At 70.3% G+C, this 15,654-nt stretch carries 13 protein-coding genes; 10 read left to right on the forward strand and 3 right to left on the reverse strand.

Going from position 1 to position 15,654, the window contains the following annotated elements:
• Positions 1-33 precede the first annotated feature (33 nt).
• The 6 genes from ruvB to ACFY6S_RS30550 all read left to right on the forward strand — a co-directional run bounded on the left by ruvB (position 34) and on the right by ACFY6S_RS30550 (position 8,099).
• Positions 34-1,116, forward strand: coding sequence for a Holliday junction branch migration DNA helicase RuvB (ruvB, locus tag ACFY6S_RS30525; protein WP_388826071.1), 1,083 nt, complete (start codon positions 34-36; stop codon positions 1,114-1,116).
• 165 nt (positions 1,117-1,281) lie between these two features.
• Positions 1,282-1,785, forward strand: coding sequence for a preprotein translocase subunit YajC (yajC, locus tag ACFY6S_RS30530; RefSeq protein WP_388826068.1), 504 nt, complete (start codon positions 1,282-1,284; stop codon positions 1,783-1,785).
• 143 nt (positions 1,786-1,928) lie between these two features.
• Positions 1,929-3,707: a protein translocase subunit SecD gene (gene secD / locus ACFY6S_RS30535; RefSeq protein ID WP_388826065.1), complete on the forward strand. Its 1,779-nt coding sequence runs from the start codon at positions 1,929-1,931 to the stop codon at positions 3,705-3,707.
• 1 nt (position 3,708) lies between these two features.
• Positions 3,709-4,848 carry a protein translocase subunit SecF gene (gene secF / locus ACFY6S_RS30540; RefSeq protein WP_388826062.1) on the forward strand — a complete coding sequence of 380 codons (1,140 nt, stop codon included), beginning with the start codon at positions 3,709-3,711 and terminating at the stop codon, positions 4,846-4,848.
• Entirely contained in the window at positions 4,845-5,390 is a 546-nt protein-coding gene (locus ACFY6S_RS30545; protein ID WP_388826059.1) for an adenine phosphoribosyltransferase, read from the forward strand. Before secF ends, ACFY6S_RS30545 begins: the two co-directional genes overlap by 4 nt.
• A 159-nt stretch (positions 5,391-5,549) precedes the next feature.
• Positions 5,550-8,099, forward strand: a complete 2,550-nt coding sequence (locus ACFY6S_RS30550) for a RelA/SpoT family protein (RefSeq protein ID WP_388826056.1) — start codon at positions 5,550-5,552, stop codon at positions 8,097-8,099.
• Positions 8,100-8,171: 72 nt separating this feature from the next.
• Here ACFY6S_RS30550 and ACFY6S_RS30555 read toward each other — a convergent pair whose 3' ends face one another.
• Entirely contained in the window at positions 8,172-9,401 is a 1,230-nt protein-coding gene (locus ACFY6S_RS30555) for a DUF349 domain-containing protein (protein ID WP_388826053.1), read from the reverse strand.
• Between the two features lie 150 nt (positions 9,402-9,551).
• Positions 9,552-10,340 (reverse strand): peptidylprolyl isomerase, encoded by a 789-nt coding sequence (locus tag ACFY6S_RS30560; protein WP_388826050.1) that lies wholly within the window; start codon positions 10,338-10,340, stop codon positions 9,552-9,554.
• Between the two features lie 168 nt (positions 10,341-10,508).
• Here ACFY6S_RS30560 and ACFY6S_RS30565 point away from each other — a divergent pair, with 168 nt between their 5' ends.
• The 4 genes from ACFY6S_RS30565 (at position 10,509) to ACFY6S_RS30580 (ending at position 14,735) form a co-directional block, all read left to right on the forward strand.
• On the forward strand, positions 10,509-11,234 hold the full coding sequence (locus ACFY6S_RS30565) for an MBL fold metallo-hydrolase (protein ID WP_388826047.1): 726 nt from the start codon (positions 10,509-10,511) through the stop codon (positions 11,232-11,234).
• A gap of 13 nt (positions 11,235-11,247) precedes the next feature.
• Complete coding sequence (hisS, locus tag ACFY6S_RS30570) at positions 11,248-12,510, forward strand: histidine--tRNA ligase (RefSeq protein ID WP_388826044.1); 1,263 nt, start codon at positions 11,248-11,250, stop codon at positions 12,508-12,510.
• Positions 12,511-12,663: 153 nt separating this feature from the next.
• A complete protein-coding gene (locus ACFY6S_RS30575; protein ID WP_388826041.1) occupies positions 12,664-13,299 on the forward strand; it encodes a vitamin K epoxide reductase family protein in 636 nt (211 codons plus the stop codon).
• Between the two features lie 77 nt (positions 13,300-13,376).
• Positions 13,377-14,735 (forward strand): replication-associated recombination protein A, encoded by a 1,359-nt coding sequence (locus ACFY6S_RS30580; protein WP_388826038.1) that lies wholly within the window; start codon positions 13,377-13,379, stop codon positions 14,733-14,735.
• 56 nt (positions 14,736-14,791) lie between these two features.
• Here ACFY6S_RS30580 and ACFY6S_RS30585 read toward each other — a convergent pair whose 3' ends face one another.
• Positions 14,792-15,481 (reverse strand): DUF2470 domain-containing protein, encoded by a 690-nt coding sequence (locus ACFY6S_RS30585; RefSeq protein WP_388826035.1) that lies wholly within the window; start codon positions 15,479-15,481, stop codon positions 14,792-14,794.
• Positions 15,482-15,654: the final 173 nt, after the last annotated feature.

The raw sequence follows: 15,654 nt of genomic DNA on the forward strand, positions 1-15,654 counted from the left end.
CTTCCCGTGTCCTACGCCCCGAGGTGAAACAGAGTGAACTGGGACGACACCAGCAGCGAGGCCGAGGCGCCCGACGCCACGGCCGAGCGGCTCGTCGGCGCGTCCGCGGACGGTGAGGACCAGGCCGTCGAGGCGGCGCTGCGTCCCAAGTCGCTCGGCGAGTTCGTGGGGCAGGAGCGGGTGCGGGAGCAGCTGGACCTGGTGCTCAAGGCGGCCCTGGCGCGCGGCGCCACCGCTGATCACGTACTGCTCTCGGGGGCCCCGGGACTGGGCAAGACGACCCTTTCCATGATCATCGCGGCGGAGATGAACGCGCCGATCCGCATCACCTCGGGCCCCGCCATCCAGCACGCGGGGGATCTCGCGGCGATCCTCTCCTCCCTTCAGGAGGGGGAGGTCCTCTTCCTCGACGAGATCCACCGGATGTCCCGGCCCGCTGAAGAGATGCTCTACATGGCCATGGAGGACTTCCGGGTCGACGTCATCGTCGGCAAGGGGCCCGGTGCCACCGCCATCCCCCTGGAGCTGCCGCCCTTCACCCTGGTCGGCGCCACCACCCGGGCCGGACTCCTGCCGCCGCCGCTGCGCGACCGCTTCGGCTTCACCGGGCACATGGAGTTCTACGAGAGCGCCGAGCTGGAGCGCGTCATCCACCGTTCGGCCCAATTGCTCGACCTGGAGATCGACGCCGACGCCGCCGCCGAGATCGCGGGCCGTTCCCGGGGCACACCGCGCATCGCCAACCGGCTGCTGCGCCGGGTCCGGGACTACGCCCAGGTCAAGGCCGACGGCTACATCACCCGTGAGGTGGCGGCCGTGGCCCTGGGGGTGTACGAGGTCGACGCCCGGGGGCTCGACCGGCTCGACCGCGCCGTGCTCCAGGCCCTGCTCAAGCTCTTCGGCGGCGGGCCGGTGGGGCTGTCGACCCTGGCGGTGGCCGTGGGGGAGGAGCGCGAGACGGTGGAGGAGGTCGCGGAGCCCTTCCTGGTCCGGGAGGGGCTGCTCGCCCGTACTCCGCGTGGCCGGGTGGCCACGCCGGCGGCCTGGACGCACCTCGGGCTCGTCCCTCCGTACCCCCAGGGCGCGAGCGGGCAGGCCGGTCTGTTCGGGGCCTGAGCGCACGGGAGCGGATACGGTCAGGAACCCCGGTGCGACGCTGGGCGTTGTTCCAATGATGCGGACTCGCTTAGACTCCGCCGATGCCGCACCTACAGGTCGGCATGCCCACCCCCGTATATCAGGCCGCTCGACAGCGCGGTCGTGCGAAGGAAGTTCCCTCCCGTGAGTCTCGCCGCCATCTTCCCCTTCCTCCTGCTCATCGGGGCCATGTTCCTGATGACCCGGTCCGCCAAGAAGAAGCAGCAGGCCGCTGTGCAGATGCGCAACGAAATGCAGCCCGGATCGGGTGTCCGCACCATCGGCGGCATGTACGCCACCGTCAAGGAGGTGCACGACGAGACGGTCCTCCTGGAGGTCGCGCCCGGCGTGCACGCCGTGTACGCGAAGAACGCCGTCGGGGCGGTGCTGGACGACGACGAGTACAACCGCATCGTGCACGGCGAGGACGACTCGGACACCCCGGTCGTCCCGGACGACGCCTCCTCGCTGACCGACCCCGACGTCGCGCGGATCGACCTCGGCAAGAAGCCCGAGGGCGAGAACGCCGAGGCGAAGGACACGGAGACCGGGTCCGCGGACGCCGCCAAGGCCGACGCCGAGGTCTCCGAGGCCAAGGACGCCGGGGCGAAGGACGCCAAGTCCGACGGCGAGGCCGACGCGAAGTAGTCTCGTCCTGGCCTGCGCGCCGTCCACCGGCGCTCCACGGCACGGGATCGCGCTGATTCATGCGGGGGCGGGTCCCCACAACACTTCGTGGCCGCTCCGGCGCACACCCGGCGCGGGGCGGTTGGACAGGGAGAAACGAGAAGGTGGCAGCACCTAATAAGGGCCGAAGGCAAGCGGGGTCCCCAGGCAGGCCGGGCCGCACCCTGGCACTGTTCCTGATTGCCGTGGTCGTCCTCACGGGCGGGATGTTCTGGTCCGGTCATGTCACGCCACGGTTGGGGATCGACCTGGCGGGCGGCACGAGCATCACGCTCGAAGCCAAGAACACGCCGGGCAAGCCGAACGCGATCAACAAGACCAACATGGACACCGCCGTCGGCATCATCGAGCGGCGTGTCAACGGTCTTGGCGTCTCCGAGGCCGAGGTTCAGACCCAGGGCGACAAGAACATCATTGTCAACATCCCCAAGGGTACGAACGAGAAGCAGGCCAGGGCGCAGGTCGGCACCACCGCCCAGCTGTACTTCCGGCCCGTGGTGACCTACGCGCCGAGCGGCCCGACCGCTCAGCCGTCGGCCAGCGGCTCCCCGAGCGGTTCCCCCTCTCCCTCCGCCGGCTCCTCCGTGAGCGGGGACAAGGACGAGACACCCAAGACGTCGGCCGACCCCAGTTCGAGCGCCACCACCCAGGGACGAGCTGTCACCGACGCCCTGAAGAAGGACGCGACGCCGAGCCCGACCGCCTCCGACTCGGACAAGGCCGGTTCCTCCGACTCCCCCGCCCCTTCCGCTTCCGCCTCCAGCGACCCGGCCTCGGCCGCCCTGGAGAAGAAGTTCACCGACCTCGACTGCACCAAGCGCTCCCAGCGCACCGAGATCAACCAGGGCGCAGCGCCCAAGGACACGATCGTGGCCTGCGGCGAGTCCGACGGCGCGTGGCAGAAGTACCTGCTCGGCCCGGCGGAGCTCGAAGGCACCGACGTGGACGACGCCAAGGGCGTGCTCGACCCGCAGCGCAACATGTGGATCGTCACGATGGACTTCACCGGCGCGGGCACGAAGAAGTTCTCGGCGATCACCAGCAAGCTCTCGCAGCAGCAGGCGCCGATGAACCAGTTCGCCATCGTGCTCGACGGCAACGTGGTCTCCGCCCCCTCGGTGAGCCAGCGCCTCGGCGGCAGCGCCGAGATCTCCGGCAGCTTCAACCAGCAGTCCGCCCAGGACCTGGCCAACATCCTGTCCTACGGCGCGCTGCCGCTCAGCTTCCAGGAGCAGAGCGTCACCACGGTCACCGCCGCGCTCGGCGGTGAGCAGCTCGACGCCGGTCTGATCGCCGGCGCCATCGGCCTCGCCCTGGTGATCATCTATCTGATCGCCTACTACCGCGGCCTCGCGGCCATCGCCATCGTCAGCCTCGGCGCCTCGGGCATCCTGACGTACACGATCATGTCGCTGCTCGGCCCCGCCATCGGCTTCGCGCTGAACCTGCCCGCCGTCTGCGGCGCCATCGTCGCCATCGGTATCACCGCGGACTCGTTCATCGTGTACTTCGAACGCATCCGGGACGAGATCCGCGAGGGCCGTACGCTCCGCCCGGCCGTCGAGCGTTCCTGGCCGCGCGCCCGGCGCACGATCCTGGTCTCCGACTTCGTGTCGTTCCTGGCCGCCGCCGTGCTGTTCGTGGTGACGGTGGGCAAGGTCCAGGGCTTCGCGTTCACGCTCGGCCTGACCACCGTCCTCGACGTGGTCGTGGTGTTCTTCTTCACCAAGCCGGTGATGACGCTCCTGGCCCGCACGAAGTTCTTCTCCAGCGGCCATCCCTGGTCCGGGCTCGACCCGAAGCGGCTCGGCGCCAAGCCGCCCCTGCGCCGCTCCAGGACCGCCAACCGCGTCAGCGCCCCCACCGACCCGAAGGAGGCGTGAGATGTCGCGACTCGGCGATCTCGGCGCCCGGCTCTACCGCGGTGAAGTCGGCTACGACTTCATCGGGAAGCGCAAGTTCTGGTACGCGCTCTCCATTCTGATCACCATCACGGCCATCGCCGGTCTGGCGGTGCGCGGGCTCAACATGGGCATCGAGTTCAAGGGCGGCGCCGTCTTCACCGTCCCGAGCACGAGCGTCTCCGCCACCCAGGCCCAGGAGGACACCGAACGGGCGTCGGGACACGACGCCATCGTCCAGGAGCTCGGCAACGGCGGCATGCGCATCCAGGTCACCGAGCTGGACACGCAACAGTCCGACAAGGTGAAGACGCAGCTCGCCAAGGACCTCAAGGTCGACGAGGCGGAGATCAACGCCGACCTGGTCGGCCCCAGCTGGGGCGCGACCATCGCCAACAAGGCGTGGACCGGGCTGGGGATCTTCATGATCCTCGTGGTGATCTATCTGGCGATCGCCTTCGAATGGCGCATGGCGGTCGCGGCGCTGATCGCCCTGATCCACGACCTCACCATCACCGTCGGTGTGTACGCGCTGGTGGGCTTCGAGGTCACGCCCGGCACGGTGATCGGTCTGCTGACCATCCTCGGTTACTCCCTCTACGACACCGTCGTCGTCTTCGACAGTCTCAAGGAGGGGTCCGACAGGATCACCAAGCAGTCCCGCTGGACCTACAGCGAGATCGCCAACCGCTCGATCAACAGCACGCTGGTGCGGTCCATCAACACCACCGTGGTCGCGCTGCTCCCGGTCGGCGGGCTGCTGTTCATCGGCGGCGGTTTCCTCGGCGCCGGCATGCTCAACGACATCTCGCTCTCGCTGTTCGTCGGCCTCGCCGCCGGCGCCTACTCGTCGATCTTCATCGCCACTCCGCTCGTCGCGGACCTGAAGGAGCGCGACCCGCAGATCAAGGCGCTCAAGAAGCGGGTGCTCGCCAAGCGGGCCGCCGCTGCCGCCAAGGGCGAGTCCGCGGACGGCTCGGCCGACGAGGAGGGTGACGGGGACGACGGCTTCGAGGGCGACACGCGCGACGGCGCCGTCGCGCCCGCCGGTGCCGTGGCCGGCCCCCGAGGCCGCGGTGGCCGGTCCGGAGGCCGCCCCTCCGGTCCGGGGAGGCGTCGATGACCGACACCAGCACCCGGGAGCTGCTGCTCAGCCGGATCCGGGACGTAGCGGACTATCCCGAGCCCGGTGTGGTGTTCAAGGACATCACCCCGCTGCTCGCGGACCCCAAGGCGTTCTCGGCCCTGACCGACGCCCTGGCCGAGCTGTGCGTACGCTCGGGCGCGACGAAGATCGTCGGCCTGGAGGCCCGCGGTTTCATCCTCGCCGCCCCGGTGGCCGTCCGGGCGGGCGTCGGCTTCATCCCCGTGCGCAAGGCGGGCAAGCTCCCCGGCGCCACGCTCGCACAGTCGTACGAATTGGAGTACGGCTCCGCCGAGATCGAGGTCCACGCCGAGGACCTGGACGAAGGTGACCGCGTCTTCGTCATCGACGACGTCCTCGCCACCGGCGGTACGGCCGAGGCGTCCCTCGAACTCGTCCGGCGGGCCGGCGCCGAGGTGGTGGGCGTCGCCGTCCTCATGGAGCTGGGTTTCCTGGGCGGCCGGGCCCGCCTGGAGGCCGCGCTCGCCGGGGCTCCGCTGGAGGCCCTGATCACGCTCTGAGCGGTTTCACGACCTCGCGGACGGGCACCCGGGAACAACCGGGTGCCCGTCCCGCGTTGTAAGCGGCCCGGCGTCCCCGGGACGAGAGGGACGGCCGAGGTCGATACCATGGAAGCTCCGGGCCTGACCGGGGTACCTGGATCCGCACGAGGAGCGCCCTTGCCAGAAGAGGTCCAGCCACTGGCCGCCGCAACGCCCGACCGCCCCGCCGACCGGGCCGCGACGGCATCAGCCGCGCCGCGTGACAAGGCCGCCGCCCAGGACAGGGCGGCGAAGCCGGCCGCGGACCCCGCCCGCTCCGAGCAGGCACCCCCGGTGAGCCCCGCCCCCGCGTCGCCCGCTCCCGAGCACCGCCCGGCCCCCGTCACCGCCCCCAAGCCGGGCCACGCCGCGTCCTCGCGCTCCGGCGGATCCTCCAACCGGGTACGGGCCAGGCTCGCCCGGCTGGGCGTACAGCGCTCGTCGCCGTACAACCCGGTCCTGGAGCCGCTGCTGCGGACCGTGCGGATCAACGACCCCAAGATCGAGACCGCCACCCTCCGCCAGGTCGAGAACGCCTACCAGGTCGCGGAGCGCTGGCACCGGGGCCAGAAACGCAAGAGCGGCGACCCGTACATCACCCACCCCCTCGCGGTGACGACGATCCTCGCCGAGCTGGGCATGGACCCGGCCACCCTGATGGCCGGGCTGCTGCACGACACCGTCGAGGACACCGAGTACGGCCTCGACACCCTGCGCCGCGAGTTCGGCGACCAGGTCGCGCTGCTGGTGGACGGCGTCACCAAGCTCGACAAGGTCAAGTTCGGTGAGGCCGCGCAGGCCGAGACCGTACGCAAGATGGTCGTCGCCATGGCCAAGGACCCGCGCGTCCTGGTCATCAAGCTCGCCGACCGCCTGCACAACATGCGCACCATGCGTTACCTCAAGCGGGAGAAGCAGGAGAAGAAGGCCCGCGAGACGCTGGAGATCTACGCCCCCCTGGCCCACCGGCTGGGCATGAACACCATCAAGTGGGAGCTGGAGGACCTCGCCTTCGCGATCCTCTACCCCAAGATGTACGACGAGATCGTCCGGCTGGTCGCCGAGCGGGCCCCCAAGCGCGACGAGTACCTGGCCATAGTGACCGACGAGGTGCAGTCCGACCTGCGCGCGGCCCGCATCAAGGCCACCGTCACCGGCCGGCCGAAGCACTACTACAGCGTCTACCAGAAGATGATCGTCCGCGGCCGGGACTTCGCGGAGATCTACGACCTGGTGGGCATCAGGGTCCTGGTCGACACGGTCCGCGACTGCTACGCGGCGCTCGGCACCGTCCACGCGCGGTGGAATCCGGTGCCCGGGCGGTTCAAGGACTACATCGCCATGCCCAAGTTCAACATGTACCAGTCGCTGCACACGACGGTCATCGGACCCAACGGCAAGCCGGTCGAACTCCAGATCCGCACCTTCGACATGCACCGCCGCGCCGAGTACGGCATCGCCGCGCACTGGAAGTACAAGCAGGAAGCCGTCGCCGGGGCCTCCAAGGTCCGCACGGACGTCCCCCGGAGCGCCGGCCGGGGCGCCGGTCAGGACACCGTCAACGACATGGCGTGGCTGCGTCAGCTGCTGGACTGGCAGAAGGAGACCGAGGACCCCAGCGAGTTCCTGGAGTCGCTGCGCTTCGACCTCTCGCGCAACGAGGTCTTCGTCTTCACGCCCAAGGGCGATGTCATAGCGCTGCCCGCCGGGGCCACCCCCGTCGACTTCGCGTACGCCGTGCACACGGAGGTCGGCCACCGCACCATAGGAGCCCGGGTCAACGGGCGGCTCGTACCGCTCGAATCGACACTCGACAACGGCGACCTGGTGGAGGTCTTCACCTCCAAGGCGTCCGGGGCCGGCCCCTCCCGCGACTGGCTGGGCTTCGTCAAGTCGCCCCGGGCCAGGAACAAGATCCGGGCGTGGTTCTCCAAGGAGCGCCGCGACGAGGCGATCGAGCAGGGCAAGGACGCCATCGCGCGGGCCATGCGCAAGCAGAACCTGCCGATCCAGCGCATCCTCACCGGGGACTCGCTGGTCACCCTCGCCCACGAGATGCGCTACCCCGACATCTCGTCGCTGTACGCGGCCATCGGCGAGGGCCATGTGGCCGCCCAGGGCGTCGTGCAGAAACTGGTCCAGGCGCTCGGCGGCGAGGACGCGGCCAACGAGGACATCGCCGAGAACTCCCCGCCCTCGCACAGCCGCACCAAACGACGCTCCAGCGCCGACCCCGGCGTGGTCGTCAAGGGCGTCGACGACGTCTGGGTGAAGCTCGCCCGCTGCTGCACGCCGGTCCCGGGCGACCCGATCATCGGCTTCGTCACCCGCGGCAGCGGCATCTCGGTGCACCGCGCCGACTGCCTCAACGTGGACGCGCTCTCCCAGCAGCCCGAGCGGATCAAGGAAGTCGAGTGGGCGCCGACCCAGTCCTCGGTGTTCCTGGTCGCCATCCAGGTCGAGGCGCTCGACCGCTCCCGGCTGCTCTCGGACGTCACCCGCGTCCTGTCCGACCAGCACGTCAACATCCTGTCGGCCGCCGTGCAGACGTCCCGCGACCGGGTCGCCACCTCGCGCTTCACCTTCGAGATGGGCGACCCCAAGCACCTCGGGCACGTACTGAAGGCGGTACGGGGCGTGGAGGGCGTCTACGACGTCTACCGGGTCACCTCGGCGCGCCGCCCGTAGGACAACGGCAGAGGGGCGCCGCGTACCCGAAGGTACGCGGCGCCCCTCTGCCGTGTGCGGACGGGCGCGCCGTCAGCCGCCGAACTCCTGCAAGCCCTTCAGCGCCTGGTCCAGCAGCGCCTGACGGCCCTCCAGCTCACGCGCCAGCTTGTCCGCGCGGGAGTTGTTGCCCGCCGCGCGCGCCGTGTCGATCTGACCGCGCAGCTTGTCGACGGCCGCCTGGAGCTGGCCGGTGAGACCGGCCGCCCGCGCCCGGGCCTCCGGGTTGGTACGGCGCCACTCGGTCTCCTCGGACTCCTGGAGAGCCCGCTCGACCGCGTGCATCCTGCCCTCGATCTTCGGCCGGGCGTCCCGCGGCACATGACCGATGGCCTCCCAGCGCTCGTTGAGGGCCCGGAAAGCCGCCCTGGCCGTCTTGAGGTCCGTGACCGGCAGCAGCCGCTCGGCCTCGACCGCCAGCTCCTCCTTGAGCTTCAGATTCTCCGCCTGCTCGGCGTCACGCTCGGCGAAGACCTCGCCACGCGCGGCGAAGAAGACGTCCTGGGCTCCCCGGAAGCGGTTCCACAGCTCGTCCTCGGCCTCGCGCTGGGCCCGGCCGGCCGCCTTCCAGTCCGTCATCAGCTCCCGGTAGCGGGCCGCCGTGCCGCCCCAGTCGGTGGAGCCCGACAGCGACTCGGCCTCCGCCACCAGCTTCTCCTTGGCCTTACGGGCGTCCTCGCGCTGCGCGTCGAGGGCGGCGAAGTGGGCCTTGCGACGCTTGGAGAACGCCGAGCGCGCGTGCGAGAAGCGGTGCCACAGCTCGTCGTCGGACTTCCGGTCCAGCCTCGGCAGGCCCTTCCAGATGTCCACCAGCGCCCGCAGCCGCTCACCGGCCGACCGCCACTGGTCGCTCGCCGCCAGCTCCTCCGCCTCGACGACCAGAGCCTCCTTGGCGACACGCGCCTCGTCGGTCTGCTTCGCCCGCTGCGCCTTGCGCTCCTCACGGCGCGATTCGACCGTCGCGACCAGCGCGTCGAGCCGTACCCCCAGCGCCGCCAGATCGCCCACCGCGTGATGCTCGTCGACCTGACCGCGCAGATGATCGATGGCCGCCGTCGCGTCCTTGGCGGACAGGTCGGTGGTCTTCACCCGCCGTTCGAGGAGGCCGATCTCGACGACCAGGCCCTCGTACTTGCGCTCGAAATAGGCCAGAGCCTCCTCCGGAGAGCCCGCCTGCCACGATCCGACGACCTGCTCGCCCTCGGCCGTCCGCACGTACACGGTGCCCGTCTCGTCGACACGGCCCCACGGCTCGCTGCTCACAGCGCCTCCTCCACCTGATGCCCGTGAGGGGAATGGCCCCCGGACATCGTCCACAGTTTCCCGGGGCGGGCCGCGCCCGCCCTGCACAACGCCAATCTAGGCGACCGGCCGCCCGGCTGTCCGCACTCAGCGCGGCCGAAATTCACAGGGTCACGCCTTGTCGACCGTGCCCTTCTCCACGGTGACGGCCTTCTTGGGCGCTCCGTCGCCGCCGTCGCCCTCCACTCCGGCCTTCGCCACGGCCTTCACGGCCTGGAGGCCGTCCGCGTCCATGGTCCCGAACGGGGTGTAACTGGGGGCGAGTTCGGTGTCCTTGTAGACCAGGAAGAACTGGCTGCCGCCCGTGTGCGGCTGGCCGGTATTGGCCATCGCCACCGTGCCGGCGGGGAATGTGACGGTGCCGTCCGCGCCCGCCTTGCCGAGGGCCGTCAGATTCTCGTCCTCGATCGTGTAGCCGGGCCCGCCGGTCCCGTCGCCCTTCGGGTCACCGCACTGGAGCACGAAGATCCCCTGGGTGGTGAGCCGGTGGCACTTCGTCTTGTCGAAGTACCCCTTGTCGGCGAGCGCCTTGAAGGAGTTCACCGTGTGCGGTGTCTTCTTTGCGTCCATCGCGATCTTGATGGTTCCCTGGTCCGTCTTGAGATCGAACGTGTACTTCGCCGACTTGTCGATCGTCATCTTCGGCTCGGGCTCGGCGCTCTCGGTCTCCGCGGGCGACGGCGAGGCCGCCTTCTCCGCCGCGGTGTCGCTCTTGCTGTCGCCGTCGGAGCTCTTGACCGCCGCGTACGCGCCCGCGCCGCCGATCACCACCACGGCCAGTGCGGCCCCGATGGCGGTGTTGCGGACCTTCGCCCGCTTCCGCGCCTCGGTCCTGCGCCGCTGCTGCCGCTCGAACTTCTCCCGGGCGAGCTGCCGCCGCCGCTGATCGCTGTTGACCACCGGGTCTTCTCCTCGAATGTCGTGTGATCACGTGCCGCCCGACCAGGCCAGGCACCTGGCCCCGTACGGTATATGGGTTGGCTGTGGAATGAGCAGCGCCGGTACGCTTCTGTCGGCCGCTTTCCCGCCATCGCGACCCACCCCGACCTACGACATATAAGGACGATCGTGCTCATTGCCGGGTTCCCCGCCGGGGCCTGGGGGACCAATTGCTATCTGGTCGCCCCCGCCGCGGGCGAGGAGTGCGTGATCATCGACCCCGGCCACCAGGCCGCGTCAGGAGTCGAGGACGCGGTCAGGAAGCATCGCCTCAAGCCCGTCGCCGTCATCCTCACCCACGGCCACATCGACCATGTCGCCTCGGTCGTGCCGGTCTGCGGCGCCCACGACGTACCGGCGTGGATCCACCCCGCCGACCGCTACATGATGAGCGACCCGGAGAAGGCCCTCGGCCGTTCGATCGGGATGCCGCTCATGGGCGAGCTGACCGTGGGGGAGCCGGACGACGTCCATGAGCTGACCGACGGCGCCGCACTGCCCCTGGCGGGCCTGGAGTTCACCGTCGCGCACGCGCCGGGCCATACGAAGGGGTCGGTGACCTTCGGGATGCCCGAGTCCACCGGCGGCGGCGCGGACGTACCGCCGGTGCTGTTCTCGGGGGACCTGCTGTTCGCCGGCTCCATCGGACGCACCGACCTGCCCGGCGGCGACCACGCCGAGATCCTCGACTCGCTGGGCCGGGTGTGCCTGCCGCTCGACGACTCGACCGTGGTGCTGTCCGGCCACGGCCCCCAGACCACCATCGGCCGGGAGCGCGCCACCAACCCGTATCTGCGCGAGGTGGCCGCAGGCTACGGAAGCGGCCCCACCGCCGCTCCGCGACGAGGAATGTGACACACCGATCCCCATGAGCACCTTCCAGGCCCCCAAGGGCACCTACGACCTGATCCCGCCCGTCTCCGCGACCTTCCTCGCGGTACGGGAGGCGATCTCCGCGCCGCTGCGCGACTCCGGCTACGGATACGTCGAGACGCCCGGCTTCGAGAACGTCGAGCTGTTCGCACGCGGCGTCGGTGAGTCCACCGACATCGTCTCCAAGGAGATGTACGCCTTCGAGACCAAGGGCGGCGACAAGCTCGCGCTGCGCCCCGAGGGCACCGCCTCCGTGCTGCGCGCCGCACTGGAGGCCAACCTCCACAAGGCCGGGAACCTGCCGGTCAAGCTCTGGTACTCCGGCTCGTACTACCGCTACGAGCGCCCGCAGAAGGGCCGCTACCGCCACTTCTCGCAGGTCGGCGCCGAGGCCATCGGCACCGAGGACCCGGCGCTCGACGCCGAACTGATCATCCTGGCCGACCAGGCGTACCGCTCGCTGGGGCTGCGGCAGTTCCGTATCCTGCTCAACTCGCTGGGAGACAAGGAGTGCAGGCCGGTCTACCGGGAGGCGCTCCAGGGCTTTCTGCGCGGACTCGACCTGGACGAGGAGACCCGTCGCCGTATCGAGATCAACCCGCTGCGGGTCCTCGACGACAAGCGCCCCGACGTACAGCGCCGGCTCGTCGGGGCGCCGCTGCTCCGCGACTATCTGTGCGACGCCTGCAAGGCGTACCACGAGGAGGTCAGGGAGCTGCTGGCCGCCGCCGGGGTGGCGTACGAGGACGACGAGAAGCTCGTGCGCGGCCTCGACTACTACACGCGCACGACCTTCGAGTTCGTCCACGACGGTCTGGGGTCGCAGTCGGCGGTGGGCGGCGGCGGCCGTTACGACGGGCTCTCCGAGATGATCGGCGGCCCGGCGCTGCCGTCGGTCGGCTGGGCGCTGGGGGTCGACCGTACGGTACTGGCGCTGGAGGCCGAAGGCATCGCGCTCGACGTGCCGAACGCCACCAGCGTCTACGCGGTGCCGCTGGGCGAGGAGGCCAGGCGGACGCTGTTCGCGCTGGTCACCGAGTTGCGCCGGGCCGGTGTCGCGGCCGATTTCTGCTACGGCGGCAAGGGGCTGAAGGGCGCGATGAAGAACGCCAACCGGTCGGGCGCCCGGTACACCGTCGTCGCGGGCGAGCGCGATCTCGCGGAGGGCGTGGCCCAGCTCAAGGACATGGAGACCGGCGAGCAGGTTCCGGTCGCGCTGGACGCCCTGGTCACGGAGGTGACCCGGCGGCTCGGCTGAGCGCGGGCAGCGGCGGGGCGAGGGCGTGCACCGTCCTCGCCCCGCCCTTCTTTATGCCGGGCGAACGGTGCCGCCGGGGTGCCTTGCGGCACAATGAGCCTGCTCCACAGTGCCCCGCGGGGGCTCACAGGACCTCAGTGACGGAACGGCGATATGACGAGTGCAGCGGTTGACGACGTCTCCTCCGGCCGGAGGAGCGAAGACGTCGCGGGTACGGTCGGCGGCAGCAGGGCCTTCGCCCTCCTGCTGATCATCACGGGAGCGGCCGGACTGCTGGCCGCCTGGGTGATCACCATCGACAAGTTCAAGTTGCTGGAGGATCCGGGTTTCACGCCGGGGTGCAGTCTGAATCCGGTGGTGTCGTGCGGGAACATCATGAAGAGCGCTCAGGCGTCGGTCTTCGGGTTTCCCAATCCGATGCTGGGTCTGGTGGCTTACGGGGTGGTGGTCTGTATCGGGGTGGGGCTGCTGGCGGGGGCGCGTTACCGGGGGTGGTTCTGGCTGGGGCTGAACGCGGGGACGCTGTTCGGGGTGGGGTTCTGCGCCTGGCTCCAGTACCAGTCGCTGTACAGCATCAATTCGCTGTGTCTGTGGTGCTGTCTGGCGTGGGTCGGCACCATCGTCATGTTCTGGTACGTCACGTCCCACAACATCCGGGCCGGCCTGCTCCCCGCGCCGTCCTGGCTGCGCGGGTTCCTGGACGAGTTCACCTGGCTCCTGCCGGCGCTGCACATCGGGATCATCGGGATGCTGATCCTGACCCGCTGGTGGGACTTCTGGACGAGCTGAGCCCCGCCGGGCCGGCGGAAGGGGCCCGGCCGGCCGCCCGTACGGGCGCTGTCAGTGCCCTGGCATAGGCTGCACACGTGGAGCCCGACCTCTTTACCGCAGCGGCGGAAGACCGCCAGGAGAAGGACCCGACCAGCAGCCCCCTGGCCGTCCGGATGCGCCCGCGTGTCCTGGACGAGGTGGTCGGCCAGCGGCATCTGCTGAAGCCGGGGTCGCCGCTGCGCAGGCTGGTGGGCGAGGGCGGCGGCGGTCCGGCCGGACCCTCGTCCGTGATCCTCTGGGGACCGCCGGGCACCGGCAAGACCACGCTCGCCCATGTCGTCTCCAAGGCGACCGAGAAGCGTTTCGTCGAGCTGTCCGCGATCACGGCGGGCGTCAAGGAAGTGCGGACCGTCATCGACGGAGCGCGCCGCGCCTCCGGCGGCTACGGCAAGGAGACCGTCCTCTTTCTGGACGAGATCCACCGGTTCAGCAAGGCGCAGCAGGACTCCCTGCTGCCCGCCGTGGAGAACCGCTGGGTGACGCTGATCGCCGCCACCACCGAGAATCCCTACTTCTCGATCATCTCGCCGCTTCTGTCGCGCTCCCTGCTGCTGACGCTGGAGCCGCTCACCGACGACGACGTACGCGGCCTGCTGCGCCGGGCGCTCACCGAGGAGCGCGGGCTCGGCGGCGCCCTCTCGCTGCCCGACGACCCCGAGGCGCATCTGCTGCGGATCGCGGGCGGGGACGCCCGGCGCGCGCTGACCGCGCTGGAGGCGGCGGCCGGCGCCGCGATCGACAAGGGCGAGCGGGAGATCACCCTCGCCACCGTCGAGGAGACCGTCGACCGGGCCGCCGTGCGGTACGACCGCGACGGGGACCAGCACTACGACGTGGCGAGCGCCCTCATCAAGTCGATCCGCGGGTCCGACGTGGACGCGGCCCTGCACTACCTGGCCCGGATGATCGACGCGGGGGAGGACCCCCGGTTCATCGCGCGACGGCTGATGATCTCGGCGAGCGAGGACATCGGTCTGGCCGATCCCACGGCCCTGCCGCTCGCCGTCGCCGCCGCTCAGGCCGTGGCCATGATCGGCTTTCCCGAGGCCGCCCTCACCCTGAGCCACGCCACCATCGCCCTCGCCCTCGCCCCCAAGTCGAACGCGGCGACGACCGCGATCTGCGCGGCGCTCGAAGACGTGCGCAAGGGGCTGACCGGGCAGATCCCGGCCCATCTGCGCGACGGCCACTACCAGGGCGCGGCCAAGCTGGGGCACGCCCGGGGCTATGTCTATCCGCACGATGTACCGGGCGGGATCGCCGCCCAGCAGTACGCGCCGGACCCGGTGCGGGACAGGCGTTATTACGAGCCGACGCGGTACGGCGCGGAGGCGCGCTACGCGGATGTGGTCGACAAGGTGCGTGAGCGGCTGCGCGGGGCAGGCGCCGGCTGAGCGGGACGCCCTTCGCGAAGCCGGGTGCGCGGCCCGGCCGGGCCGCGGCGGCCCGGCTATCGCCCCGCCGCGTCGAAGAGGGTGTGCATGGCGTAGCGCAGTTCGTTCACGTTGCGCACCGGCTCGGGGAAGTCGAAGCGGGCGTCGAAGCACTGGACGCCGGTGAAGCGCACCCGCAGTCCGAAGCGGTCGATCGCGACCGGTACGGCGGCGCTCCCGGCCGTGGTCCGCTCACCGCGTTCGCCCAGCAGCTCACGCAGGGAGCGCACCTCCGCGCCATGGGCGGAGTGCAGATGCTGGAGCAGCTCCGCCTCGTGCTCCACCAGCGGGTCGGCCGCGGCGGTGGCGAAGTCCTCCGGCTCGACCTGCTCAGCGCCCCAGAGGTCGTCCACGCAGGCTTCGCCGATCTCCAGGCGCAGCACCATCCGGCCGGGTTCGGCCTGCCGGGGTTCCCGGGTGAGCCAGCCGGAGAGCCAGGCGCGGCCCCGGATACGGTGGGGTACGGAGACGGGCGCGACATCCGTGACCTCCAGCACCGCGTTGAGTTCGTCGTCCTGGGCGTGGGTCGCGGCCCGTACGGCGGGGGAGTCGGCGGGGAAGACGAGGAACACCTCGCCGTCCGGCCCGACCGAGCGGTGGTCCGGCATCAGCTGGTAGGGGAGGGCCCCGTCCAGCCCCGGAATGATCAGTACGGCCGAGCATGTACTCTGTACGAGAGTTCGTGTGCGCTCGGCTGCTGACGGCATCCGATCGATTTCAAGCCCGCTGGGACGCGGCTGACCATGAGCTGATCGGACCTCCGTCGAATCGTCGCCTTCCTCTGTGCGGGCGTCGAGGCTGCTGTCTGTGATGCGCGTGGTGTTCCCAGGGCGAGACATGCGATCTCCTTAAGTAAGGTGAGCCTAACCTAACCTACAAC

Source organism: Streptomyces sp. NPDC012835 (genome assembly GCF_042900885.1).
Taxonomy (GTDB): Bacteria; Actinomycetota; Actinomycetes; order Streptomycetales; family Streptomycetaceae; genus Streptomyces.

Coding starts and splice junctions, on each gene's coding strand:
- ACFY6S_RS30585 (WP_388826035.1), bottom strand. CDS start 15,481: ATGCCGTCAGCAGCCGAGCGCACACGAACTCTCGTACAGAGTACATGC.
- ACFY6S_RS30575 (WP_388826041.1), top strand. CDS start 12,664: ATGACGAGTGCAGCGGTTGACGACGTCTCCTCCGGCCGGAGGAGCGAA.
- ACFY6S_RS30545 (WP_388826059.1), top strand. CDS start 4,845: ATGACCGACACCAGCACCCGGGAGCTGCTGCTCAGCCGGATCCGGGAC.
- secF (WP_388826062.1), top strand. CDS start 3,709: ATGTCGCGACTCGGCGATCTCGGCGCCCGGCTCTACCGCGGTGAAGTC.
- hisS (WP_388826044.1), top strand. CDS start 11,248: ATGAGCACCTTCCAGGCCCCCAAGGGCACCTACGACCTGATCCCGCCC.